General features: G+C 45.1%; 22 protein-coding genes. 16 read left to right on the top strand and 6 right to left on the bottom strand.

The annotated features are described in order from the left end of the window. Window positions 1-86 precede the first annotated feature (86 nt). Window positions 87-1,382, bottom strand: a complete 1,296-nt coding sequence (locus tag IPL83_12010) for a hypothetical protein (protein ID MBK9039866.1) — start codon at window positions 1,380-1,382, stop codon at window positions 87-89. A 253-nt stretch (window positions 1,383-1,635) separates the two neighbouring features. On the opposite strand from IPL83_12010, the gene IPL83_12005 reads away from it, so the two are divergent. The 11 genes from IPL83_12005 to IPL83_11955 all read left to right on the top strand — a co-directional run bounded on the left by IPL83_12005 (window position 1,636) and on the right by IPL83_11955 (window position 12,796). Then, on the top strand, window positions 1,636-2,538 hold the full coding sequence (locus IPL83_12005) for a hypothetical protein (GenBank protein MBK9039865.1): 903 nt from the start codon (window positions 1,636-1,638) through the stop codon (window positions 2,536-2,538). Beyond that, the gene (gene hemC, locus IPL83_12000) at window positions 2,529-4,046 is read left to right on the top strand and encodes a hydroxymethylbilane synthase (protein ID MBK9039864.1); all 1,518 of its coding nucleotides are present in this window, start codon (window positions 2,529-2,531) and stop codon (window positions 4,044-4,046) included. Before IPL83_12005 ends, hemC begins: the two co-directional genes overlap by 10 nt. After that, a complete protein-coding gene (locus IPL83_11995) occupies window positions 4,047-5,342 on the top strand; it encodes a glutamate-1-semialdehyde 2,1-aminomutase (GenBank protein MBK9039863.1) in 1,296 nt (431 codons plus the stop codon). After that, window positions 5,335-6,228 carry a HAMP domain-containing histidine kinase gene (locus IPL83_11990; GenBank protein MBK9039862.1) on the top strand — a complete coding sequence of 298 codons (894 nt, stop codon included), beginning with the start codon at window positions 5,335-5,337 and terminating at the stop codon, window positions 6,226-6,228. Before IPL83_11995 ends, IPL83_11990 begins: the two co-directional genes overlap by 8 nt. Further along, window positions 6,225-6,908: a response regulator transcription factor gene (locus tag IPL83_11985; protein MBK9039861.1), complete on the top strand. Its 684-nt coding sequence runs from the start codon at window positions 6,225-6,227 to the stop codon at window positions 6,906-6,908. The genes IPL83_11990 and IPL83_11985 overlap by 4 nt, the downstream gene beginning before the upstream one ends. Beyond that, on the top strand, window positions 6,898-7,920 hold the full coding sequence (locus tag IPL83_11980; protein MBK9039860.1) for a uroporphyrinogen decarboxylase: 1,023 nt from the start codon (window positions 6,898-6,900) through the stop codon (window positions 7,918-7,920). The genes IPL83_11985 and IPL83_11980 overlap by 11 nt, the downstream gene beginning before the upstream one ends. Then, window positions 7,917-9,272 carry an oxygen-independent coproporphyrinogen III oxidase gene (gene hemN / locus IPL83_11975; protein ID MBK9039859.1) on the top strand — a complete coding sequence of 452 codons (1,356 nt, stop codon included), beginning with the start codon at window positions 7,917-7,919 and terminating at the stop codon, window positions 9,270-9,272. Before IPL83_11980 ends, hemN begins: the two co-directional genes overlap by 4 nt. Next, window positions 9,272-10,507, top strand: coding sequence for an FAD-dependent oxidoreductase (locus IPL83_11970; protein MBK9039858.1), 1,236 nt, complete (start codon window positions 9,272-9,274; stop codon window positions 10,505-10,507). The genes hemN and IPL83_11970 overlap by 1 nt, the downstream gene beginning before the upstream one ends. Next, window positions 10,504-11,574, top strand: a complete 1,071-nt coding sequence (hemH, locus tag IPL83_11965; protein ID MBK9039857.1) for a ferrochelatase — start codon at window positions 10,504-10,506, stop codon at window positions 11,572-11,574. Before IPL83_11970 ends, hemH begins: the two co-directional genes overlap by 4 nt. A gap of 97 nt (window positions 11,575-11,671) precedes the next feature. Continuing rightward, window positions 11,672-12,013 carry an Hpt domain-containing protein gene (locus IPL83_11960; GenBank protein MBK9039856.1) on the top strand — a complete coding sequence of 114 codons (342 nt, stop codon included), beginning with the start codon at window positions 11,672-11,674 and terminating at the stop codon, window positions 12,011-12,013. Continuing rightward, window positions 12,014-12,796: a nucleoside phosphorylase gene (locus IPL83_11955; protein MBK9039855.1), complete on the top strand. Its 783-nt coding sequence runs from the start codon at window positions 12,014-12,016 to the stop codon at window positions 12,794-12,796. 25 nt (window positions 12,797-12,821) lie between these two features. Here IPL83_11955 and IPL83_11950 read toward each other — a convergent pair whose 3' ends face one another. Together IPL83_11950 and IPL83_11945 are read right to left on the bottom strand one after the other, a co-directional pair. Further along, a complete protein-coding gene (locus IPL83_11950) occupies window positions 12,822-13,829 on the bottom strand; it encodes a hypothetical protein (GenBank protein ID MBK9039854.1) in 1,008 nt (335 codons plus the stop codon). A gap of 155 nt (window positions 13,830-13,984) precedes the next feature. Next, window positions 13,985-15,070 carry a putative porin gene (locus IPL83_11945; protein MBK9039853.1) on the bottom strand — a complete coding sequence of 362 codons (1,086 nt, stop codon included), beginning with the start codon at window positions 15,068-15,070 and terminating at the stop codon, window positions 13,985-13,987. Window positions 15,071-15,218: 148 nt separating this feature from the next. Between IPL83_11945 and IPL83_11940 the strand changes: the two genes are divergently transcribed. Next, window positions 15,219-15,758, top strand: coding sequence for a hypothetical protein (locus tag IPL83_11940; protein MBK9039852.1), 540 nt, complete (start codon window positions 15,219-15,221; stop codon window positions 15,756-15,758). A 248-nt stretch (window positions 15,759-16,006) separates the two neighbouring features. Beyond that, window positions 16,007-18,559, top strand: coding sequence for a hypothetical protein (locus IPL83_11935; protein ID MBK9039851.1), 2,553 nt, complete (start codon window positions 16,007-16,009; stop codon window positions 18,557-18,559). A gap of 19 nt (window positions 18,560-18,578) precedes the next feature. On the opposite strand, the gene IPL83_11930 is transcribed toward IPL83_11935, so the two are convergent. The 3 genes from IPL83_11930 to IPL83_11920 are packed head-to-tail and all read right to left on the bottom strand — an operon-like array spanning window position 18,579 to window position 21,067. Continuing rightward, on the bottom strand, window positions 18,579-19,466 hold the full coding sequence (locus tag IPL83_11930) for an acyltransferase (protein ID MBK9039850.1): 888 nt from the start codon (window positions 19,464-19,466) through the stop codon (window positions 18,579-18,581). Further along, window positions 19,459-20,079 carry a hypothetical protein gene (locus tag IPL83_11925; protein MBK9039849.1) on the bottom strand — a complete coding sequence of 207 codons (621 nt, stop codon included), beginning with the start codon at window positions 20,077-20,079 and terminating at the stop codon, window positions 19,459-19,461. The genes IPL83_11930 and IPL83_11925 overlap by 8 nt, the downstream gene beginning before the upstream one ends. A 13-nt stretch (window positions 20,080-20,092) precedes the next feature. Then, window positions 20,093-21,067, bottom strand: coding sequence for a TerC family protein (locus tag IPL83_11920; protein MBK9039848.1), 975 nt, complete (start codon window positions 21,065-21,067; stop codon window positions 20,093-20,095). A 271-nt stretch (window positions 21,068-21,338) separates the two neighbouring features. On the opposite strand from IPL83_11920, the gene IPL83_11915 reads away from it, so the two are divergent. The 3 genes from IPL83_11915 (at window position 21,339) to IPL83_11905 (ending at window position 23,722) form a co-directional block, all read left to right on the top strand. Beyond that, window positions 21,339-21,539, top strand: coding sequence for a hypothetical protein (locus tag IPL83_11915; GenBank protein MBK9039847.1), 201 nt, complete (start codon window positions 21,339-21,341; stop codon window positions 21,537-21,539). Between the two features lie 134 nt (window positions 21,540-21,673). Continuing rightward, entirely contained in the window at window positions 21,674-22,357 is a 684-nt protein-coding gene (locus tag IPL83_11910; GenBank protein MBK9039846.1) for a response regulator transcription factor, read from the top strand. Then, window positions 22,358-23,722: a HAMP domain-containing histidine kinase gene (locus IPL83_11905; protein ID MBK9039845.1), complete on the top strand. Its 1,365-nt coding sequence runs from the start codon at window positions 22,358-22,360 to the stop codon at window positions 23,720-23,722.

Here is a 23,722-nt window from a genome sequence, read left to right as displayed (position 1 = left end):
ACCTCCTTAGGTTTGATAAAACTCAAGCGACCACCACAACCCAAAGTTGTGCTCAAAAAGGGTCATGTCAAGATTGATTTTATTTCTTAATTTTTGATGTTATTTTCGATGTTTTGTTCTTGGTCGGAGCTTTGATTTTGGATCTCGGAAGCACTGAAATTTTTCACTATATAGTCGACAATGCGCTTTTCCATAGGAGTTATTGCTTCAACTGATTTGATTTTTTCTAAACGAATCTGTTGAATATCTCCTGATCCAGCTGCCTGTCCGGTGCAGTTCATGAGCGCCTGTGGAGAATTGAATTTCATTATCTTTTCAAAGAAAATTTCAGTCGGACTCTCTAGAGCGCTGGCCTGAACAAAAATGTCAGGACGGTAACAGATCAGAATGGTGGCCAGCCATGGTTGCGGACCATCAATGTTGTCTATTTCGTTCCAACAACGCTCATTTGAAACGAGCACCAAGGCTCGAGCGACCTCGACATCGCCCTTGTTGAGAGATTCTACAATTTTTTGATTTACCATATCTCCAAGATCTCTGATGTCTGGCTTCTGAGAGGAGGGACTAGACTTGGGGTAGCACGCCTCTCTTAACTCCTCAATACGACTATCCTTGGGTTCAAAAATCAAACGGCGCAGCTGTAGAACGGGAGTTTCGTTGACCTTAGCAAGACGAGACTTTCGAAAGTAATCTTGAACCTTCGATTCACTGGACTCTGTGGCAAGGGGAGAGGTGAGTCTTCGATATTTTTGCTCCTGAAAGGAAACAGGGTAGGTGGGACAGTTTGGGCATAGAGGCTTGAATAGCTCGTCATCAAGACCAAATTCTGCTATTTTTCTGGCGTAGGAGTTCGCCTTTTTTTCGGAAGCCATTTCTTGTGAAATCGCTTTGAGCAGAAGTTGAGGGTGGTTGTAAGAAATGTGCACCCCCAGGAGATATTCGGCAGATTTTACTGTTCTTAAGTTCTTTCCCTTTTCGACATTGATGAGTTCCGACGAGATGGAGCGAGATTCAGCGTCCATGTTCTCTTCTCCTAGGTCATAGGCCAAATAGAGCAGGGCACGTACTGTTGAAACGTCGCCCTTTTCAACATTGGCTACAATTTGAGCAAAGAACTTGTCTGCAAATCGGCGCTGTGTTTTGTAGGCTATTAAGTATTTGTCACCCTCGCCATCCGAGCTAGCCATATATTCTCTGATGCCATTTAATCCCGACACCGACGGATTATTGAGAAATTTTGAGAAGAGATTTAGAAAGGCGTGGCGAGACGGCTTAGTTGTGGCGAACTTTTCAGAGGAATGAGGTTTTGGAGAGAGGCTAGAGCAAGCGGCGCCCACAAGGGAGCACCCAAAAATAACAGATAAAAATCCCACGCGTTTCATATTGAAATTGTACCATGATGAGACGGAGTAGATCTCGCTGAGACAAATTTTTTTTTGATCAAAGACTTAAGTCGAGAGAAAGGTTCCCCCAATAGATTTATCCATTTTTTGAGTTGAGAGGGCCCCATTTGCAGTGAGATTCTGAGATAGAGTTGATTTTCGTTTTCAATTAGGAGCAACAGATGTCGAACTGATTTGCTTTGTGACATAGGCGTGACAAAAGTCTAGTCCTTTCACGATATGATGATCCTCTATGCATTCAGGATTGATTGTTCTCCATCAGCAGAGGCCCTCCGTTAACTGGATTTCTCCTGCTTCCCCTTGGGAAGTATGGACAACTTGCCTGAGACATATTGCGATCGCGCACTCATCAGAAGTTGATATGGATGGAGCCCGTCTTTCTCAGTTGCCAGGGGAAGTCTACAGGGACGATGAAGCTTATCAGTTTTTACTGGAGATTGTCAGTGGACTTCACTCGCCGTTAATTGGTGAAACTGAAGTTTTTGGTCAATTTAAGGATTTTTATGATGAAGTTATAAGGAGGCGGGAAGGGCACTGGTCTGTGCGTTGCTTGATGGTGCAGCTAATTAGAGAGGTAAAAGCCATTCGGCAGGAGCATCTCGTTGGCCTGGGAGGCCAAAGCTACGGAAGTTTGGCCAGAAAGCATTTGGCCCCATTTTCTCAACTGGCTTTGTTGGGCTCGGGTCGCCTTGTCTTAGATATTCTGCCTTGGTTTGCGAAGAGGGATTTGGACAAAGAGGTCAATGTTTTTGTTCGTTGTCTCACAAAGGCACAGCTCTTGAGTAAGGAGTTTCCTTTTTCAAATCTGGTACAAATGGAGAGCAATGGGCCTTTTCTATCTCAGGCCTTGGTGGTCGCAGCGCCGGTGCAAAGTGATTGGTTCCATAAATGGTCAGCGAGTCGATTTCCGGATCTGCGACTGGTATTGGATTTGAGGGGAGAGAGTGACAAAGATCCACTCAAGGGCTCCGTTCCGGTCGTTGGATTGCAAGAGTTTTTTGTTGCGATAGAAGAAAATAGGCGGCAGACCGAGATTGCCTTAGCTGGGGCACGAAATCGAATTCAGGTCGTTTTAAATGAACTGCGAAAGTCTGTTCGCAACCGTCCCTTTGGTTGGGACGACTTATGCGCCTAAGAATTGCGTCGCGCCAAAGTGATTTGGCGCGTATCCAATCCTATATGGTCGCGCGGGCCCTTAAAAAAATTCACCCAGAGTTGGTCGTAGAGTTTAATTTTAAATCCTCTTTTGGCGATTTGCGTTTGGATTTGGCGATCGATAAATTTCCCGCAAAAGGTCTTTTCACTCAGGATTTTTATGAAGATCTTATTTCTGGAAAATCTGACCTTGTTGTCCATTCCTGGAAGGATCTCCCAATCGAGGAGAAGCCTGGGGTCAAAGTGGTCGCGACCCTGCCACGCGCTGACCTTCGAGATCTGTTGTTTTTAAAGAAAACATCTAGAAAGAAATCCAAATTAGATATTTTGTCTTCATCGCCTCGTCGGGTTCACAATTTGGCGGCGAGTCTACCCCCACTTCTTCCCGGGCACCCCGAGTTGGAGTTTGTTGCAGTCCGAGGAAATATTCCGACTCGACTCAAGAAATTGCTGGAGAGCGAGGCTGATGGCCTTATTTTGGCGAAGGCGGCTGTCGATCGCCTTCTTGAGGCACCGGAAGATGAGTTTGCTGAGACTCAAAGATATGTTCGAGATGTTTTGCTGCACTGCCATTGGTGTGTGTTGCCTCTGGCTCTGAACCCGGCGGCGGCAGCTCAAGGTGCTTTGGCAATAGAGATTCTCGAAAGTCGCGAGGATTTGAGAACATTGCTTAAATCCATTCAATGCGAAGCTACTTTTCAGGCGGTTTCAGAAGAAAGGCGCATTTTGGCGGGGTATGGAGGAGGATGCCACCAAAAAATTGGGATTTCCATTTTAAATCGTCCTTACGGCCGGGTTGAGTTTTTACGGGGTTTGACAGATCAAGGGCAGATTTTGGATTCGAGACAGATTCTTGATGAACCTCTTCCGGCCAAGTGGAGAGCCGAGCCGGAAAAAATTTTTCCTAATCAACCGACAGAAGCGCGCTGGTTTTCTCGAATTGCCAAGAGAGACCTCAGTGAAGCGAAGATCGAAGAGAGAGCGTCTTCAGTCGGAGTCTGGATTTCTCGTGCAGAGAGTTTTCCTAGGGAATGGGAGAAACTACCATTTAGGGCCCTTTGGATCAGTGGATTACGGTCTTGGCAGGAGCTCGCCAAGCGGGACGTATGGGTAAATGGGTGTGCCGAAGCGATGGGTGAACAGGAAAAGCCGATGATCGAATCGATGGCTGGTGCTGACTTTAAATGGGTTAAGCTTTCTCATTTGGAGGGCTACGAAGAAGGTGAAATGGAAATGGTTCCGACATACCAATTGCATCCGATCACCCCTCCTCCAGATATCAGAGGAAAAACTCATTTTTTTTGGATGAGCGGAAGCAGTTTCCAGCGAGCCCTTGAGTTGTATCCGGAGATTCTTTCTCAGGGCCATCATGGTTGTGGTCCAGGTAACACATATAAAATCCTTGCGAAGTTGCTCCCATCAGATAGATTGCGGGTCTTCCTCGATTTTGAAAATTGGCGACACATGACCCTCATAGGAGAGAGTTAAATGGCTGATCCGACAACTTCCTTGTTTTTGTATGATCGTTCGTTAAAGGTGGCACCTGGAGGGGTTCATAGCCCTGTCAGATCAGGAAAGAGTGTAGGTGGAGAGCCCCTTTTCTTTCGATTTGCGGAAGGAGCTTATCTTGAATCTGTCGAAGGCAAGAGATATATCGACTTTTGCCAGAGCTTTGGCCCAAATATTCTTGGTCACCGTGATCCTGATGTCGCATCAGAAGTTGAGAAGATTATTTCGCGCGTATGGACCTTGGGGACTTGCGAGCCCTATTCATTGGAGTTAGCTGAGTGGATCCAGGCCAAAGTGCCTTGGGCCGAAAAACTTCGTTTTGTTTGTTCGGGAACTGAGGCCGTAATGAGCGCCATAAGGCTTGCGCGAGCAGCTACGGGTAGATCTAAAATTTTGAAATTTGAAGGTTGTTATCATGGGCATGTGGATAGCATGCTCGTGAAAGCTGGGAGCGGATTGGCAGGAGATGTGGCCAGTGACAGTGCGGGGGTTCCTCGAGAAATTGCCGAGACGACGTTGATTTGTCCACTTGATGACGAAAGTGCAGTGGAAAAAGTTTTTGATCGTTCGGGTTCTGAAATTGCAGCCGTTATCATTGAGCCTCTTCCCGCAAACTTTGGTCTTCTGATTCAAAGAGATGAATTTCTTCGAAAAGTGGTGGATCTGGGTCGTCGACATGGTGCTCTCGTTATTTTTGATGAAGTTATCAGCGGCTTTAGAATTGCTATCGGCGGAATGGCAGAGCGCCTTGGTATTCGTCCTGACCTTGTCACTTACGGAAAAGTCATAGGTGGCGGGTTTCCTGTGGGGTGTTATGCAGGACGTAAAGATTTGCTGGATTTGGTCGCTCCAAACGGCCCAGTTTATCAGGCAGGAACCTTGAGTGCGAATCCAGTGGGAATGGTTGCAGGACTTGCGACTTTAAAGAAGATTGAGCAAGGTCAGTTATTGGGAAAATTGAATGATTTTACCTCAAAATTTTGCCAGCAGCTCAATTCGGAATTTGAAAGGATTGATAGGCCTTGGAGAGTCACCAACTATGCTTCCCTTATTTGGTTTCATCCTCTCGCAGATAGGCCAGTGAGATCGGTGAAAGATTTCGCTGCGGGTCATGCGACCCAATTCTCAAAATTCTTTCATGGTTGTTTGAATCGTGGGGTCTATTTGCCTCCCAGTGCCTTTGAAGTGGGGTTTATGTCTTGGGCTCACCAAGGACTCGCCTTGGATAAGGCTTTTGAGGTGTTCGTTGAGGTGACACAGGAAATGTATGGTTAATGGTTTTTTGAAGAAGAGGTCGAACTGGAAGATTGCCCTCGCCGTCGGATGGATTTGCTGTACTGTTGCTATGGCTGTTTGGTGGTTTTATCTGGGCACAAGTTTTTTGACTCAATTGGAGAACCACGAAATCTTCAAACAGGAGATAGCATTACGTCAGAAGAACATGTTGATTTGGGAGGGCCTTGCGTGGATGGTGTTTTTGTTTGGGGGAGGAATCACGCTTATTTTTCTCATTTCAAGAGAAAGATTTCAATCACAAAGCTTGCGACAGTTTTTGGCGACTTTTTCTCACGATGTGAAGACGGCATTGGCAAGCTTACGGCTTCAGACAGATATTTTGCGTGAGGAAGTTGGTGATATTCCGGCGATCAATCGTCTTGATTCAGACGTTGTTCGCTTGCAGTTGCAGTTGGAGAACTCTCTCTTTCTGGCGAGCCAAAAAGATCTGCAATTTTTTATTGAGAATTTGAGTTTGCGACAATTGATTGAATCCTATAGGGAGAATTGGCCCAACCTAAAAATAGATCTCAACCAGGATGCCGTAGTTCGGGCTGATCGTCGCGCTCTTGATAGTATCTTTGGAAATTTGATTCAGAATGCTCAGGTTCATGGGCGAGCAAAAAACATTTCAATTTCGGTAAAGAGAATTGATTCCAGTCTCATCGAGGTAAGGGTATCCGATACGGGTAAGGGATTTGGTGGGGATTTGGCGAATCTAGGCAGTCTTTTTGAGCGTCACAATCCTTCGAGCGGGAGCGGTGTGGGCCTTTATTCAGTTGTCGTTTTGGTAAAGCGAATGGGCGGTCGTGTGAGTTTTTCAAATTCTCCTGAGTCGGGCGGAGGTTTTTGTGTGACGCTGCACCTGCCTGGAAGTCTTTTATGAAAAGACTACTCTTGATCGAAGATGATCAAACATTGGGACAGTCTCTTCAAGAGCGTCTCATTCGGGAAGGCTTTGAAGTCAAATGGGCGGACAATTTGCTTCTTGCTCGTGATCTTGTTCGCTGCGAAGAATTTCATCTTGTTATTTTAGATGTGGGTCTTCCTGATGGATCGGGGTTTGATTTTGCTCGTGAGATTCGAAAGATGAGACCCTATCCCTTTATTTTTGTGACAGCCCAGAATTCGGCAGAGAGTCGACTCGAAGCTTATGAACTAGGCGCTGAAGAATATATTCCAAAGCCCTTTCATCTCAAAGAGCTATTGATGCGTATTCGGCATGTTTTGAGCGATCACAGCACTCTCAGGCGGTTAGAGTTAGGAGACATCGTCATTGATTTTGATGGAATGGTGATTGAGCGAGCTCAGGCTCAAAAAGAGCATCTTCCCCTCAAAGATTTTCAAGTATTGAAAATGCTTATAGATAAAAGTCCGGCCGTAGTGAGCCGTGATGACATTATCGAAGGCGTTTGGGGGCATGACAAGTTCCCAACCAATAGAACTGTAGATAACGTAATATTGAGAATTCGTCAGTCGCTCGGCCCTCGAGGATCAGAATTAATTCGCTCAGTAAGAGGGGTTGGATATCAGTGGCTGATTGAAGGAGAACACAATGGCAAATAAGCGGTTTACCAACGCATTGGCTAGGATTCCTCAGGAGATTCCCCCTATTTGGATGATGAGGCAGGCGGGAAGGTATCATTCTCATTACCAAAAGCTAAAAGAAAAATATTCCTTCATGGAACTGTGTAAAATTCCAGAACTTGCAGCCGAAACGGCGATGGGACCGATAGAGGATTTTGACTTTGATATTTCTATTTTGTTCAGCGATCTATTGTTTCCCTTGGAAGCTCTGGGAATGGGCCTGACCTATTCACCCGGTCCGCAGTTGGAATGGAGGCTGAGCGAGAAGACAATCGGCAAACTCTTGCCTGTCGACGATGCCATCGGTGCTATGGAGTTTCAGCGCGAGGCGCTTCGGGCCACCCGTGCTCGACTGCCGTCCGACAAAAGCCTGATTGGTTTTGTGGGCGGACCTTGGACTTTGTTTGGTTACGCCGTTGAGGGGAGCCACAAGGGAGGTTTGGGGGAAGCCAAATCTCTTTGGCACCTGTTCCCGAGATTTAATGAAATTATTCTTTCCTTCCTTGAAAAGAATATTGAATTACAGCTCGATGGCGGTGCGGAAGTGGTCATGGTCTTGGACACAGCGGCGGGAGAGTTGTCTCCTTTTCTGTTTTCTCAGGGAGTCGCGCCGGGAATTATCAGTTTGGCTAAACGCTTTCCTGGTCAGCTGGGATATTACAGTCACCACACTCAAAAGGCCCATCTTCTGCCAATTCTTGAGTCTGAAGTTACGCTAGCTGGGTTTGGATTTGATCACCGATGGGAGTTATCTTCATTGTTTGGCCTGAGTCAGATCGGTTTTATACAAGGTAATTTTGATCAGTCTCTTTTATTTTCGAGATCTGATTGTTTTTCGAAGCGTCTTGATGAGTTCCTGGCGCCTTTTCTTGAGATGAGCCCTGAGATGAGGGCGGGTTGGGTGTGCGGTCTCGGACATGGTATATTGCCAGCAACTCCAGAAGAGAACGTGCGCGAATTTGTTCGACGGGTGAGGGAGGTTTTCAAATGAAGTATTCTGAACTTCTGCAAAAATATGACGTGCCTGCGCCTCGCTATACGAGTTATCCTACAGTACCGTATTGGACAGATTCTCCGACTTCAGAGCAGTGGGTCAGTTCCCTGAGACAGGGTTTTTCTCAAGGTGCCGAGGTCCCCTGGAGTCTTTATATTCATATGCCTTTTTGCGAATCGCTTTGCACTTTTTGCGGGTGCAACACTTCGATTACAAAAAATCATGACAAAGAAGATCCTTACATTGGGCAATTGCATCGAGAATTTTCTATGTATCTGGAGAGGGTACCAGAATTTCTTTCTCATCCGTTGCGTGAGATTCATTTAGGTGGAGGCTCGCCCACTTTTTTTTCGGCTCAAAATTTGGTTCGCCTTGTTCAGCCCATTCTTGATAAAGTCAAATTTCGGAGGGGCGATTTTGAAGCGGGAATTGAGGTCGACCCAAGGAGAGCGACCAAAGAGCAGTTGTCCGAACTTCACAGAATTGGTTTTCGAAGAATCAGTCTTGGAATTCAAGATTTTAATCCTGAGACTCAGCGACTTGTGAATCGCATTCAGCCTTATGAAATGACGAAGGGCGTGTATGAGTTGGCTCGATCATTGGGGTACAATTCAATTAATTTTGATTTGATTTATGGATTGCCCATGCAGACGCCTGAATCTATTCGAGCAATGGCTTTGAAAACTGTGGATTTGAGACCTGATCGCATTGCCCTTTATAGTTTTGCTCTCGTGCCATGGATAAAACCGGCTCAGAGACTGTTTAAGGACGAAGATCTTCCCGCCGGGGCCCAAAAACGCGAACTTTATGAAATAGCCAGGGAAATTCTTCTCGAGGCTGGCTATGTTGAAATTGGTATGGATCATTTTGCGCTACCATCTGATGCTCTCGCGAAGGCTCAAGCCTCAAAAGATTTGCATCGTAATTTCATGGGCTACACGGACAAACGCACTTCTGTGCTCTTAGGTCTTGGAGTGAGTGCTATTTCAGAATCTCCGAGCTGTTTTCATCAAAATGAAAAGGTTCTTAATGTCTATGAGCGAAAGATTGCGGGTGGAACTTTAGCAACTTTTCGGGGGCATCTATTGAGCGAGGAAGATCTCAGGCAGAGGGAGCAGATTCTGCTGTTTATGACTCGGGGAGAAGTTGCTATGCACAATAGGGAACAAGAGAAAGATGTTCGTCACTTTCTTTCTGCAATGATAGATGACTCAATTGTTAGCCTTGAGAGTGGAATTCTCAAAATAACTCATCTTGGGATGCCATTTTTGCGAAATGCTTGCATGGCTTTGGATCTTCGATTGCGCCAGCAAAAACCGAGCACTAAGGTTTTTTCGCAGGCCATGTGATGAGCAAACCTAAGGTGGTAGTTATTGGGGGTGGTATTTCTGGTCTGACAGCCGCTCTTGGACTTGTTGAAGCTGGATTTTCAGTCAAGCTTTACGAAGAGAAGGATGCCGTCGGCGGTCTTATCGGCACTTATCGCAGTGAATTTGGAATATCCGAGTCAGCAGCGAACGGGATTCTCAATTCTAGAATCGTAGAAAACCTCTGTCAGCGCTTGGGTGTGCCTCTTGTAGGGACACTTCCCTCGGCGCGTTCCCGATATGTTTACGTAGGTAACAAGGCCAGGCGTTGGCCATTTTCGCTAATTGAAAGCTTTAGCTTCCTTTCAAAGCTATTGTGGTATCGAATTCGAGGGAAAGATCGAATAGCTCCTACTTCAGGAGAAACCGTTACCGGGTGGCTCACTCGTTGGTTTGGTCCATGGGTGGATGAGAAATTACTGGGGCCTGCACTTTTAGGAATCTATGCTTCGCGTTCGAGAGAGCTGAGTGCTTCGTTGGTTTTGGGTCCCCTATTTGGTCGGCCCAAACATCCTAAGCCATCTTTGCGCGGAACAGTGGCTCCTCTCGGAGGCATGGGAGCGCTCATTCGGGCCTTAGAGGAGAGGACTCGAGCCTTAGGGGTAGAGATTTTTACGGGATCTACCTACCGGTGGGAATTATGGGAGGATGGAAAAACTCCCCACGTGCTAGCGACTTCGGCGGCTCAAGCAGCCCGAATCACAAAAGCTGTCTTTCCCGTTCTCTCAAAAGGATTGGAACAGATTCGCATGGTGCCGGTGATCTCAGCAACTTTGTTTTTTTCAAAGGGAGACACAGCCTTGAAGGGCTTTGGCTGTCTCTTCAGCGAAAGTGAAAGGGCCAATTCTTTGGGAGTGCTCATTCCAACCTGCATTTTTCCAGGTCGTAGTTCTGTAAGTTCTGAAACTTGGATTTTGGGAGGAGCGGTGAAGCCAGAAGCGATTGAATTGAGCGAAGCTGAAATACTCAAGAAAATTTTAGAAGATCGAGCCAGACTGTTTGGAAGGAGATCACAACCTTTGTCCCAGAATATTTTTATTTGGAAAGAGGCTCTTCCCATTTATGATCTTTATTTGGAATCCTTTTTGTCAGAGCTGCATTTGCCTGCCAGTTTATTTTTGACGGGCAATTATCTTGGAAAGATCGGCATTGCGGGATTGATTGAGAAAAGTCTCAATATTTCAAATGAGATTTTATCTCAGCGAGGAACCAAATGAAAAAGGGATTGCTGCTTATCAATCTCGGCACGCCAAGCGCTGCGGAGCCGAAGGCTGTGGGTCGGTATTTGCGTGAGTTCCTGATGGATCCCCTGGTCATTGATGTGCCAGCGCTTCTTCGATGGTTTTTTGTGAACGTGATCATTGTTCCGCGCCGTCGCTATAAGAGTGCCCATGCGTATCGCCAGATTTGGAGAACAGAGGGATCACCGCTTTTGCTTCATAGTCTGGCCCTGCTCAAGGCACTGCGCAGAGAAATGGACTCTGGTTGGCTTGTTAGTTTAGGGATGAGATACGGGGAGCCATCTATTCGCCAGGCTCTCCTTGAATTTCAACAGGCCGACATCCGCGAACTTTATATTTTGCCTTTGTACCCTCAATTTGCGGATTCATCGACCACAACGGGTTTGCTTAAGGTCAAAGAAGAACTGAGGGGCTTGCATTGGAACCCGGAAACAGTAAAATGCCTTCCCCATTTTTTTTGGTTTTCTGGCTTTATTCGGGCGACGACCAAAATCATAAAAATGGAAAAAGATAATTTTCGGCCAGATCATCTGCTCTTTAGCTATCATGGTCTGCCTGAGCGGCATCTAACAAAGAGGCAGGATCTCAAGAGAGTTTGTAATTTTGATGAAAAGTGCTGTGCCAATTTGAGACAAGACAATTGGTTGTGCTACAGAGCGCAGTGTTTTGAAACAACTCGATTGCTTTTAAAAGAGCTGGGTCACCCCACAGAGCAGTCTTCCATTGCTTTTCAAAGCCGATTGGGACGAGCCAAATGGATAGACCCAAGTCTTGAGGTCGAGCTAAAGAGGCTCGCAGAGAAAGGCGTTAAGAGACTTCTCGTCACCTGCCCGTCGTTTGTTTCAGATTGTCTCGAAACCCTAGAGGAAATTGGAATTCGAACGAGAGAGCTATTTCGATCCCTCGGCGGGGAAGAACTCAAATTAGTTCCTTGTTTGAATTCTGACCCCGTCTGGGTAGAGTCCTTCAGAGAACTCATGGAAACTGACAACTGGCTTGTATTTCCTCGTGCTCTTGAGCTCTTACAGGCCTCGCCTTCGTAGGTTAAAAATTTGCTGGTAAGTGCCGGCAGGTTCCGTTATGATTTGGTATTACAGACTTTGAATTGATCTCTTCAGCAGTCTTGGTTTGAGGTAAGCGGTGAGTTTTGATCGTGAGTCATTTATGAGTCTTATTGAAGGAGACAAAGAGCTTTTTTCCAGCTTACTTAGTCTCTTTGAGGACGATTGGCCAAAATTAATATTTAAAATCCGAGCCGGCTTGAAAGAGAAAAAGGCAAAACCCGTTGAAGAGGCTGCTCATCGGTTAAAAGGGAGTCTACGAAATTTCTACGCTAACGAGGCGGCTCTCTTGGCGCAACAGATTGAAAGCGCTGGAAAGTCAAACAGCCTTGATCATCTCGATGGGGTCGTCGAAGAGTTGAATTCTCGACTTGCAAAAATACAGTCCGATTTGCATCAGTTCCTCAAAGAGATGTCCTAAATGTCGTTTCCGCATTACCCGGAAAAGTGGCGGCTTCCGGGGTGGGTGAATCCTGAAAAAATGATCGAATATATGAAGAAGCAGGGTCGAATGGATTATGATCCACCTGATGCTGTGATTTTCATCTATTCACCGGGATTTGAAAAGAAAATCGATTCCAAGCATGACATCCTTGTTCGCCCCTTTCTGGGAGGCAAGCTTGGCTTTTTCAAAGCTAGCGGCTTGAGAATTGCTTACCTGAGTGGATTTGGAATCGGAGCGGCTGCTGTCGCAGCTAAAGTGGAGGAGCTGACCGCATTTGGAGTGCGCCAATTTGTGTCGTTAGGAATGGCTGGAGGAATTTCGCCAAAGCTAAAATTGGGTGAATTGGTTATTTGTGAAGAATCAATCCGTGATGAAGGGGCCTCTCATCACTACTTAGCACCAGCTGACAGAGCGAAGGCAGATCCAGTTCTCATGAATCGACTCGAGGAGAGTTGTCGTCGCTTAGGGGTGGTTTTTGTCAAAGGGAGTTCATGGACGATTGATAGTCCTTACAGAGAAACTCAAGAGGAGTTGCGCTATTATCGCGAGGCTGGAATTCTGACAGTTGAAATGGAAGCATCAGCCTTTTTTGCCGTGGCCAAATACCGAGAGGTATCGGCCGCTGCTATATTCGCTGTCAGTGATCTATTGCAAGATGAACGGGAATGGGAGCCCAGTTTTCACTTTAAGCAAGTCAAGATGGGAATGGAAATGGGACTGAAAATAATTCTCGATTCGCTCATCCACTTGCAGCCTTGAAGCCTATAAAAATGGAAGAAAGGCACTAGTTGTTTAACGCACCACTATCAATCCACGCCTGCAGAGCGGAGAGTTCATCAGTGGTCAAAAAGGGATATGGAGCTATCGGCATTTTATCCGATTTGCATTCGCTGAGTATTTTCGATGCCTGAGATTTTACAGCATTGTATGTCGAAAAATTTAAATTATCTTTGGCAACAACGGGGCCATGACATCCTACACATTTAGGCTGAATGACGTGGGCATTGACTCCGGCGAAAGTGGGCATCAGGGCGGCGCGAGCAGGAAGCGGAGGTAAATTTGGATTTTCATTCACAATGGTCATGGAGCTAATCCAGTTTTTTAGAATGGATAAATCACCTGAAATGACATTTGCTCCATTTCCCTTTGGCATGGTTCCGTCATTGATTGAACCCATCAATCGTCCTTTTGTTGGATCTCCAGGAGTGAGAAGTCCTGAGGCTGTCAAACGATTGATATCGAGAATATTGGAAATTCCACCTTCAGCAGCTCCTTGGTGGCAGCCAGCACAGTTGATATTGAGGATGGTGATAGCCTTGCCGTGTAATACACTGTCTGCTCTCACGACTTTACCTGCTGGTAGGGGAGATGAGGGGGGATTTGATGGTGGTGGAGTGCCTACCCACTTCATCGAACTGATCCAATTTCTTAGAGTCGTCAATTCTGTGCTAGAGACAACCGTGCCGATCGGCATACTTCCGTCTGCAATTGAACCGATCAGACGACCTTGAGTGGGATTTCCAGGTACGACCAATTGAACCTCGATCAAATGGGTCACGTTGAGTATTTGCGAAACTCCACCAGAAGCTCCGCTGCCATGGCAACTGGCGCATTTGGCACTGAGAATGGCTAAAGATTGATTCTGCAGGTTTTGATCTACGTCCAGGGTGGCACCACTGTGGAATCCATTTGAGCTGGAACTCAAACCCTTTAAGTCAGAATGGTAGGGATCACAGTTTTGAAAAAATATTGCAATCACAGCCAACGAGAAAATTCCAATGATCTGTTTCATATGAGAACATCCCCCAAACAATGTACTTTGCAAAGAGGATGCGAGATCAATGTTGATCTCGGGCAGTTACTACAGTTAAAAAGTGTCAGGATCTAATGGGTGATCATTTATTTGACAAAATTTCACATTGAGATAAAGCGCAAATATCAGAAAAATCAAAAGCTAAAAACAAAATCCCACTGAACCGTGTCAGTTTTGGTTTTGGTGCTAGTGCTTGCGTTCAATTGATTGGTCAGAAATGAAACACGAGTCAAAGAATTTTGAGCCAGCATGTAATTTGCCGTGAAGCGAGTGGCCTCAACATCGCTGGAACCAATATCTCCGTCTGCGATGTTGGCGATCACTGCGCTCGGCTGGAGTTCTCGATGGTAAAGTTCGATATCCCAGGAGCCGACTTCTTTTGCCCTGTTGTACTTCACTCCTAAAGTGTAGCCTGTGTTATCGTCATCGACCTTTCGGTTAGAAACAAAATCAAGATAAAACAGAATGGGATGATCGCCCAGATTCAGGCTCACATCAAAGAATAGATTTAAGAGTTGATATCCCTTTAGGTCAACTGGCACGGTGTGTGGTCCATTGTAGATGGGGTCGTCTGGGGCTCTGTCGGTCTGAGCAAAGTCATAGTAGGAAGAACCGATGGTGAGATCAAAATCACCCACTTTTGCTTTGGCTCCAATTTGTGCCGCACCCAGGACTTCATCTGCCTCTTGGTCGTATTCTTTTGACCAAAACCCGCCGCCTTTGGCAAACCAGGCAAAGGAATCTGAACATTGGCAGGAATAGGCAAGTGCCAATCCTTCAGGAGTGAGATCACTATCCCAAATCATTTCACTTCCGCCAGGTCTGTAAAAAGGATTATTGAATTTTCCGCCAGTCACAGAAAGAGCTTCAGATGCCTTCCATTTGAAATAAAATGTATCTATGTAAGCGAGATCTTTTTTCATCCCGGTACTTTCTGGCCCACCAAGAGTTGCATTTGTAGAAGCTGCTTTGTTGCCTTCGCTTGTTGCCAGTTGGCCACCCACTTCGATGGACTCATTGGCATTAGATTCAAATCCGAGGCGCCCTCGCAGTCGCTGCCGCAAGCGATCTTTTTTGTTTTCCTCCTTGATCAGTTCATTTCGAAATCGAAGATCTCCCTTAAATTTGACATTGGATGTTGCTTCGAGGGCAAAAATATCAAAAGCCCCAAATGAAAGAGAAAGGAACAGAGCAGAGCACAAAATGTTAGCCTTTTTCATATCTATTCTCCTGCCGGATTTGGCGAATATTCTCGTTCATTTTGTTTGCACATTTTTAGAGCCAAAAAATTACTCAGAAAATGGCGAGGAAGGTGTAAATTTTGGATGAATCTGATATTCAGTCAATAGTCATTTGGAGAATATGCGTATGCGTTATTTTTTTTGCGATCGTTCCCTCATTTGTTCCTTTTTTTCTCGCTGTTATATTTTCATTTTTCCTTTTTTACTTGCGACTATCGGTTCGTCCTCAGTTTATGCCACGGAAGAAGTTCCGAAATCCACTACTCGTGAGCAAGTCGTTGAAGATCTTAAGGGTTCAATGGAGAAAGGATTTCAACAAATTGATGAGATGAAAAAGAAATTTGAGGAGCTTTCTAAACCTGTCGTGAATATTCTCAACGGGGTCGTCGATAGGGAATTCCTGCAAGCGATATCGGATCTTTTTTCAAAATCCAATTGGCGACTATTTTGGTGGACTCAGCTGGGAGCTTTTGCCTTTTCTCTGATTTTGCGACTTTGGCTCATGCGAAAACTTCAACCATGGTACCGGCGTTTATGGGTAGATTTTTGGACTCTTTGTTTATACCTGGCATTTTCATTGGTCGGAGTTCCTTTGATTGCAATCGGAGAACCTTTTCGCAAACTAGTGAAGTCCATCTGGTCTATTTGTTTAGCCAACGCAATCTGAATCGGAGATTTTGAAAAGGATCTTCTTCGACATTCTTTTCCTAGACTCAAAATGAGTCATTTCAGAAGTCGCTTCAACGATACTCGTGAGGGGTGAATGATAAAATAGCCTGCGCTCCCACTATTCAGCGGCTTATTTTGAGACTCCGAGATATTGGTATTGAGACAATTGGAAGAGTATCAGATACAATTGTTATGGGACTGTAATCTGAGAAATGATGGGCACAGCGGCATTGGGAGTAGTGGGGCATGATGGATTCAAAAATGATAGCTAGGATGATCATCGGTATTCTTTCTTTGACAGTATTTGTTGGCTTGGTATTTCAGAACTGTTCGCGAGTGGGGTTTGAATCGAGCGACGAATTGATCAAGGCGGGTATTATTGGCGAACTCAGACACATTTCGCTGGATCCGGAACAAAAAGAAAGTCGGCCATCAATTGAGGTCTCGACAATTCTTGATAATTCCAATTCAATGAAACCGATACACAATCATGTGGCAGAAGCCTTTCAGACGGTTACAAGTCGACTTCGAGGATTTTCTGGGAACATGTCACTTTACACAACAACCCAAAGCTTAACGGGTGACAAATCGTCAGTTTCCATGTCTGAACTTGTTCGATATCAGAACGGTACGGACTGGATTGAGCTTCCGCTTTCACAAATTGGAAGCCTTCTTCCATCAACTTCCTATTGGAATGTCAAACGCTATTCTATCTCTCAATCGCACTCTGCGGGGAGATTGCCACTCTCGTTTTGGTCCGATATGACTGACCAACAGTTTGCCGATTTTACGGATTCCTATTCAAGCTCGATTGCTGGAATAGGGACTTCTGGTGATGATCAAGAACAGGGACTGTGCTCAGTTCTTCGCGTTGCTGAGGCAAATAGGAATTCCCAAGCCTATCAGGCGTTTATTATCGCTGCAAATGAGGATGATGCAAGTAACCTCAACTCTTGTCTCAAGGAGGAAGTGCAGGAAGTGCGCAAGGAGCTAGCAGATCCAACGAGTGTGGCCTGTCAGCCAGGTGACCAAGGATGCCAGTACAGCTACGAGATGGACTATTTGCCAAACCGAGAGAATCACTTGAGCTATTCCTACAGGCAGGTGACGGAATCCATCAAGTATCAATCAACGACGCCCGTAGAAACCTGGAAGATAGAATATCGATACAGTCGACACCGACGAAACTATAACTATAAAATTAAACAGAGAAAAGAATGGGTGAGTTATCGCAGATACACATTGGTGGACAACCTCCCCCAAGCTGAATCGGCCAGCCGAGTCTACAATAAAAACGGAGGCAATCCAATAAATGGCTATTGTGAGGTCAATAATGAAGCTGGCACGGCGGTCAGTTGTGATCAGGTTTTGGCGACCATTCCCGCTGATCTTAGACCCTATGGGCTCGTTCCTGATTCTTGCATGGTGTTTTGTAAGAACGAAATATCGACGGAGAAGTCAGTTCTTGCTGCTGACTACGCTGGCGGGACATGCTCTGCAAATGGCGAAACAGAGGGTTTTCGGCCTTGTAATCCCGCTGAAAGTAATTCGACAGCTGCCCTTGTGGGACTGGATGCGAGCCATATTGAAAGTTGTCGCCACAGTTGCGTGACCGACGGCAATTCGTTAAGGTCGGCAAATTTGACTGAAAGGCCATCCAATTGCAGCCAGACCTGCAGTGCAACTCAGAGAGAGTTTGCTGATTCGAAGTCTCCGGCCTACATTGATCCAGAAGACATATTCGAGTGCGATGTTAAGTGTCCTGCTCCAACTTACCCTTGGCGAAATTTGGCATTGAACGACCGAAGTATCTATCATTGCAATGGAGTAAACCCCACACAAAACGGAAGTGCGGGAGAGGTTAGCTGTATGTCTGATGAGAATCTAAAACAACTGGCGGCGAACCATTTGGGCGGAGGGGCTACAGTTGAAAACATTCGAGATTGTCTCTACACCTGTTCCCATTCCATTCGAAATAAAACCTTGAATGTCGCAAATCCGTCTACCTGTGAATTAGGAAAAACTCAGTGTTCGACAGATGAGTGGAACAGTGCCGTTGTCCATTTTTTATCGAATAGCGGAACCAGTGAGCTTTTCATGGTTCAAGGACAGTGTTATAACGAATGCAACAACCTGGCACCACGCGCGAAGTGCTCAGGTAAGATATACGATTCGCCTCAAATGTGCTCCACTGATAATATACAGGGTTTGTTGACCTCCTGCGCAGTAAGTGGTCATAATCTTGATCAAGCCAGTTGTCGGCGAGATCAGGGTTACAAAATTCAACCATCAACGCAATACAATGCTCGTGTCGGTTCCTGGGTGAAATCAGGAATGATTGCCGACAATGCGACGATCATTTCCGAGACGGCGAATCGCTTGACAACGGCATTTGCCAATAGATTTTTTGTTGCGCAATTCGTTGTTCCACCGGGTGATCCAGATTGCAAACCGGAAAGCCAATATATTGATCCAGCCTATCGCTACAGGCAATTGGGAACTTTGTTGGGAGATGGAAATTCGCGTGTTTTTCCAGTCTGCCTCAGCTCTTATGAGGAGTCTCTCGGCTTTGTTCTGGATTTAGTTGTCAACTGGGTCAGTCATAGCTATCAGTTGGCTATTGATCCTCTGACGGAATGGGTTTGGAGGATTCGCTTGGTTTACAAAAACGGATCTGTTCAGGAAATTCCAAAGGATTACTACAAAGTCGAACAGGGCGTTTTGAATTTAAACGAAGAGGTAAGTCTTGAGGGCGTGTTGCGCTTGGATATTGACGTGATCACGCCACGCCGAAATTAACTTGGTAGCCTGCGCCACTTCACTTAGCCATCAATTTGAGCTGGCGATCCTTGTTTGCCCAAATTTCTCTGATCCATTCGTGCATCAGTTTGCGATTTTTTTCGGTTTTTAAATGATGGGAGTTCGTCAATTCTGGTGGAATTGGCCACCGCTCCACTCTAACCGCAATTTTCTGCAATTTACCTGAAAGAAGATCCCAGAGATTTGGAGTCCCATTTGGGTAAAATATTGTGACGTCAAGAAGCGAATCAAACTGCTCTCCCATGACGTTCAACACAAATGCAAGTCCTCCCACTTTTGGATTTAGGAGATTCTGATAGTTAGATTTTTGCTCTTCATGCTTAGTCCTAGTGAATCTTGTCCCCTCAAGAAAATTCAAAATTGACGTCGGTGTATTCTTAAATTTCGCGCAGGTTTTTCGTATTGTTTTAAAATCCTCCCCTCGCTTTTCGGGATGCCGAGATAAATACTGACGAGAGTGTCTTTTCATAAATGGAAAATCAAGAGCCCACCAGGCTCCGCCCAGAATGGGAACATAGAGGAGTTGACTCTTAAGAAAGAATCGTATGAAGGGGATCCTTCGATTAAAAATTTCCTGAAGAACTGGAATGTCAACCCAAGACTGATGATTTGCACTAATCAGGTAAGATTTGTCGAAACTGAGATTTTCGATTCCCGAGACATCCCACTGAACATGGTGGATTTTTTTCATAAACAAGGAGTTCACGCTGATCCATGTCTCCGCAAGCTGGACCATTCTTGCTGACACCCAATTCCTGAAACTCAGTGTGGCAGAAAGGAGTTTAACGGGGACGAAAATGCAGATAAGGCCACCGAATATGATTGTGTTTAAAACAAATATAACAAGGCACAGAACGCCCAAGGAAAAATGTTTGAGTTTAGCCATCGTCGCGAACTTCCTTTGGTCCTTTTCGTTTTTGCATTTCTTCCGTCCCATTCAAACTGTCGAAGTCTTTTAGTTCTCTTTGTACACCCCACAATTTACTGATTAACTTTGGCGTGTGGGAGGCGAGATATGCCAAAAAAATAAACTTAATGAGTCTACCAGAAAATATCACGAAGCACAGTTCTTGCGTTGATGATTGAGCAAGACTTGCCAATATCAGGGCTGGTTGCTGCGCAATTGGAGTGAGAGCGACAAAGAAAACAAGGAGCATGCCGTATCTCTGAAAAAAGTCAAGAGACCAGAGCCAGATCTGGCTTTGGTCAACGCCGGGATAAACCTCGAGAATCCAAGGTAGACCTTGCGATTTCACCACTATAATGAGTGCGAGCGCCCCAAGAGTCGATCCAATTGTGACATTGATGGCAAGGACAAGCCATTTTCTTGGGGTGAGCATGGAACTTGAGATCAGAAGCCCATCGTTTGGAATGACAAGAATTAAATTGTCCAAGGCCGCAAGAAATCCGAGTATGGGCGGATACCAAATACGATCGGCAAACAGTTGCAAATGTCTAATTTTTTTTCTGATGTGTCGTTTAAGGATTTTGCTTCGCATTTAGTTCGGCTTCTCAATTCGAAAAAGGATCTTTTTTTGCCTTTTGGCGTTCCTCAATTTTTGAAACATACCAGGAACTCAAGCCAGCGGTGGCCAAAATGGAGACGATCACGAGAAGCGAAATCCAACTTGGAATTTTTATCAAATCCATCAATAGCATCTTAGTTCCAATGAAGGCCAAAGTAGCGGCAAGGCCCGGCTTCAAATATCTTAATCTTGTGACCCAGTCTGCGAGAACAAAGTAGAGTGCTCTTAATCCAAGAATCGCCAAAATATTTGATCCAAAAGCGACAAAGGCGTCTTGAGTGACGGCAAAAACTGCAGGTATCGAGTCCACAGCAAAGACGAGGTCAGTCACCTCAATAACGACGAGAGCAAGAAAGAGAGGTGTTGCCTTCAACTTCCCGCTCTCTTTCACAAAAAAGTGGTGCGTTTTAGTTTGGGTGGTTGTTGGAATGAAGCGTTTCAGAAAGCGAATGGACCAATTTTCCGTGGCATTGATTTCGTCATCGGTGTCCCGCATGAACTTGATTGCTGTCACCACAAGAACAAGGCCAAAGAGATAGAGCACCCAATGAAACGCATTTACAAGATGGGCGCCTAAAATGATGAAAATCCCTCTGAGAACAATAGCGCCCAAAATTCCGAAAAAGAGAACCCGATGTTGATAGGCCTCTGGAATTCGAAAAGATCGAAATACCAACAGAATAACAAAAAGGTTATCAACACTTAAACTCTTTTCAACAAGGTATCCAGTCAGGAATTGAACTCCCAGCTCTCTTCCAAAAGCAGAGGCGAACCAAAAATTGAAGGCAAGTGCGATCGCAACCCAAATGAATCCCTCTATGAGGGCCGCTTTGGGGTTAACTTTTTGATGATTTCGACCAAAAAGACTCAGGTCGATGATCAGGAGAACAAGGACTCCCGCGACAAAAGAAACCCATAACCAGGGGGGGGCCACTGAGATGCCTGGTGCGAGAGAGTTCATGATCTATTTCCAGCCTTCCAGTATTGACAATGGGCACATTGAGGCCCGGACTCACCGATTCGAAAAGATAAATTTTTCAAATTATTTTCAAATAAAACTAACATGCCAGGGCACTCTACAAGAGGACTCATAAAAAGGCGAATAATTAATTGGTTCTAGGGTCTGGAGGATTTGATTGTGAGAAAATATTCATTTTCGCTTCACCTTAAAACCATCCTAAAGAGTTAAAGTGGAATCAACTATTAACTGAACAAAAAAAGGAGTTCAGATCATGAACAAATTATTAGTTGTCCTAATGTTGGCCTCTGGAGGAATTGCATTCGCAGAGGGGGGTGGTCATACCACAACTCCTATTCAGGCTTCAAAGAAGGTGAGTAAGGATGAACAGAAAGCAAAGAAGGCTTGTCTTACCGAAAACAAAAATCTCAAAGGTGAAGAGCTTAAGAAGTGCATTGAATCCAAAGCAATGTAAATTTCCTTTCTTCTCAGATTTCTCCCTGCTGACCAATTTTATCAGCAGGGAGCTGTTTTGCTTGGTCGGGCCGTCTTTCATCCCATGCATATAGTTGGTGACCAGAACCCCAAAAAATGAGATGTAACGCGTTTATGTTTCTCCTGCTGGTTGAAGATGATCCACGGCTCTCTCAATATTTGACTCAGGCGCTCGGGCGTGAGGGTTACCAGGTGGTAGCTTGTACTTCCGTTGGAGAAGTCGAGGCTTTTATGGCCACCGAAACTGAACCTCCCCTTGTTGTTATTTTGGATCGAATGTTAGGTCGTCAGGATGGCGCCACTCTAATAAAAAAGCTGAAGGGCCGGTTTCCGGAGGCGGGAATCTTGATTCTTTCCTCACTCGACACACCGTCCGAGAAGGCCCGGATTATTGATGCAGGTGCAGATGAATATTTGTCAAAACCCTTTTCTTTGGAGGAACTTTCCGCGAGGCTGCGACTTGTGATTCGTCGTTCCAATGGTGCCCATGCGGTAGATGCGAACCTTCGCGTGTTAGGCAATTTGTTCATAGATTTGAAAACTCAAAATGCTTCGGTTGGTTCGACTAAGATTGATTTGACCAGAAAGGAATATCAACTTTTGAGTCTATTCATGGATTATCCCGGTCGAGTCTACAATCGTTTTCAGATTCTCGACAGAGTTTGGGAAATTGACAGGACGACTGAATCAAATGTCGTTGAAAGCACAATCAAAACCTTAAGGCGAAAATTAGAGGCTTCTGGTAGTTCAGCGCGGATTGAAAGCAAGAGAAATTTTGGATATTGGATTGAAGAATAGATGAGAAAAAGATTCTTCTTTGTAGTTTTCGCTTTTTTGGTTGGATCCATTTCTGTTGTTTCTGTTCTTGAGTTTTTATTTTTTGAAAATGAAAAAATGCGTCTATTGGACCTGCGCCTTGAAACCATAGCCTCGACTCTGATTGCCTCCGGATTGTCAGTGAGTTTAATTGAAAATCTTGAATCGACTGATGATCTGATACATGATCTTTTGGGCGAGGAGAGAGTTGATCAAATTATTAATATTTTCAATTCTGAAGGTCAACTTTTGGCTCAAAACTTTACTGGATCTGAATTTCCATTAGGATTTAATAATAAGGATCGATGGAGCACGGAGTCTATTAAAGGCCGGAATGTGCGAGTTTTTAATTTTCCTAGTGGAGGAATCATGATTCAAGTGGGCATGGTTCTTGACCCGACGCTCATGAGTTGGTGGAGCACAGTTAATTTTCGTTTGGCCATTTTCATGTTTTTAATTTTGATTCTATTGGTTCTTGTCGCTTATTACAGTTCTGAAGTTCTCTTTTTTCCATTACGTGAATTGACCAGGGATTTGCGGTCAATGTCGGTTCAACTGGATCGGAAAATTGGGCAGCCACTCTCTGGATTTGTTGTTGGGCCACAGCTAAAAATTTTTTCACGAGGAAACAAAAAGACGAAGGACGAATTCGAACTCTTGTGCGCTGAGATCACTGGATTTTTGGGAAAATTGGAAATTTACACTCGATCTTTCAACGCGCAAACGGCGATACTCACCCATGAATTGAAAACTCCTCTCACCATATTGAGGAACTATCTGAGTGACCTAAATCTAACCAGTGATCTTGATCAGGTTCGACGATTTGGAAGTCAGGCTCTCACCGAGATTGATCGTTTGACTAAGCTAATAAATGATTTTTTACAGTGGAGTGTATTGAGCTCCAATCCTAATCAACCTGACGAAATTTATGCGATAAAACTTCGTGAAGTGGCGGTGAAAGTTGTTGATGACTTCAATCGTCTGTACAAGGGTCGTGTAGAACTTGTGGTTGCGAGCGATGTAACCGTTTTTGCCCTGCCAGACCACGTTCATCAATTACTATCCAATTTACTGAGCAATGCCTTAAAGTACTCTCAGGACTCTGTTGTTTGTAGGGTCGAGAAGGACAAGCTTCTGGTTCTAGACAAGGGAGCCGGAATTCCAGATAATGTCCGTGAATCTCTGGGAAGTCCCTTCAACCGAGGGCAAGAGATAGAGGCCGGAGCTTTCAGTTCGGGGCTTGGTCTTGCTTGGGTCAATTCTCTTTGCGAGAAATATGCTTGGTCGTTGAAAATTGATTCCACATCGGGCGGTACAAGTGTGTCAGTTCAGTTTTTTTCGAACTGA

The sequence above is a fragment of the Bdellovibrionales bacterium genome (assembly GCA_016716765.1).
In the GTDB taxonomy this organism is placed as follows: Bacteria; Bdellovibrionota; Bdellovibrionia; order Bdellovibrionales; family UBA1609; genus JADJVA01.
Note: the sequence above shows the minus strand (reverse complement) of the source record. Positions and strands in the feature narration are given on the sequence as shown.

What these genes read in the sequence shown, in the direction of transcription:
- IPL83_11970 (MBK9039858.1), top strand. Translation starts at nt 9,272, where the DNA reads ATGAGCAAACCTAAGGTGGTAGTTATTGGGGGTGGTATTTCTGGTCTG.
- IPL83_11930 (MBK9039850.1), bottom strand. Translation starts at nt 19,466, where the DNA reads ATGGCTAAACTCAAACATTTTTCCTTGGGCGTTCTGTGCCTTGTTATA.
- IPL83_11945 (MBK9039853.1), bottom strand. Translation starts at nt 15,070, where the DNA reads ATGAAAAAGGCTAACATTTTGTGCTCTGCTCTGTTCCTTTCTCTTTCA.
- IPL83_11920 (MBK9039848.1), bottom strand. Translation starts at nt 21,067, where the DNA reads ATGAACTCTCTCGCACCAGGCATCTCAGTGGCCCCCCCCTGGTTATGG.
- IPL83_11995 (MBK9039863.1), top strand. Translation starts at nt 4,047, where the DNA reads ATGGCTGATCCGACAACTTCCTTGTTTTTGTATGATCGTTCGTTAAAG.
- IPL83_11985 (MBK9039861.1), top strand. Translation starts at nt 6,225, where the DNA reads ATGAAAAGACTACTCTTGATCGAAGATGATCAAACATTGGGACAGTCT.
- IPL83_11905 (MBK9039845.1), top strand. Translation starts at nt 22,358, where the DNA reads ATGAGAAAAAGATTCTTCTTTGTAGTTTTCGCTTTTTTGGTTGGATCC.
- IPL83_11940 (MBK9039852.1), top strand. Translation starts at nt 15,219, where the DNA reads ATGCGTTATTTTTTTTGCGATCGTTCCCTCATTTGTTCCTTTTTTTCT.
- hemN (MBK9039859.1), top strand. Translation starts at nt 7,917, where the DNA reads ATGAAGTATTCTGAACTTCTGCAAAAATATGACGTGCCTGCGCCTCGC.
- hemC (MBK9039864.1), top strand. Translation starts at nt 2,529, where the DNA reads ATGCGCCTAAGAATTGCGTCGCGCCAAAGTGATTTGGCGCGTATCCAA.
- IPL83_11950 (MBK9039854.1), bottom strand. Translation starts at nt 13,829, where the DNA reads ATGAAACAGATCATTGGAATTTTCTCGTTGGCTGTGATTGCAATATTT.
- IPL83_11990 (MBK9039862.1), top strand. Translation starts at nt 5,335, where the DNA reads ATGGTTAATGGTTTTTTGAAGAAGAGGTCGAACTGGAAGATTGCCCTC.
- IPL83_11910 (MBK9039846.1), top strand. Translation starts at nt 21,674, where the DNA reads ATGTTTCTCCTGCTGGTTGAAGATGATCCACGGCTCTCTCAATATTTG.
- IPL83_11935 (MBK9039851.1), top strand. Translation starts at nt 16,007, where the DNA reads ATGATGGATTCAAAAATGATAGCTAGGATGATCATCGGTATTCTTTCT.
- IPL83_12005 (MBK9039865.1), top strand. Translation starts at nt 1,636, where the DNA reads ATGCATTCAGGATTGATTGTTCTCCATCAGCAGAGGCCCTCCGTTAAC.
- IPL83_11925 (MBK9039849.1), bottom strand. Translation starts at nt 20,079, where the DNA reads ATGCGAAGCAAAATCCTTAAACGACACATCAGAAAAAAAATTAGACAT.
- IPL83_11955 (MBK9039855.1), top strand. Translation starts at nt 12,014, where the DNA reads ATGTCGTTTCCGCATTACCCGGAAAAGTGGCGGCTTCCGGGGTGGGTG.
- IPL83_11980 (MBK9039860.1), top strand. Translation starts at nt 6,898, where the DNA reads ATGGCAAATAAGCGGTTTACCAACGCATTGGCTAGGATTCCTCAGGAG.
- IPL83_11915 (MBK9039847.1), top strand. Translation starts at nt 21,339, where the DNA reads ATGAACAAATTATTAGTTGTCCTAATGTTGGCCTCTGGAGGAATTGCA.
- hemH (MBK9039857.1), top strand. Translation starts at nt 10,504, where the DNA reads ATGAAAAAGGGATTGCTGCTTATCAATCTCGGCACGCCAAGCGCTGCG.
- IPL83_12010 (MBK9039866.1), bottom strand. Translation starts at nt 1,382, where the DNA reads ATGAAACGCGTGGGATTTTTATCTGTTATTTTTGGGTGCTCCCTTGTG.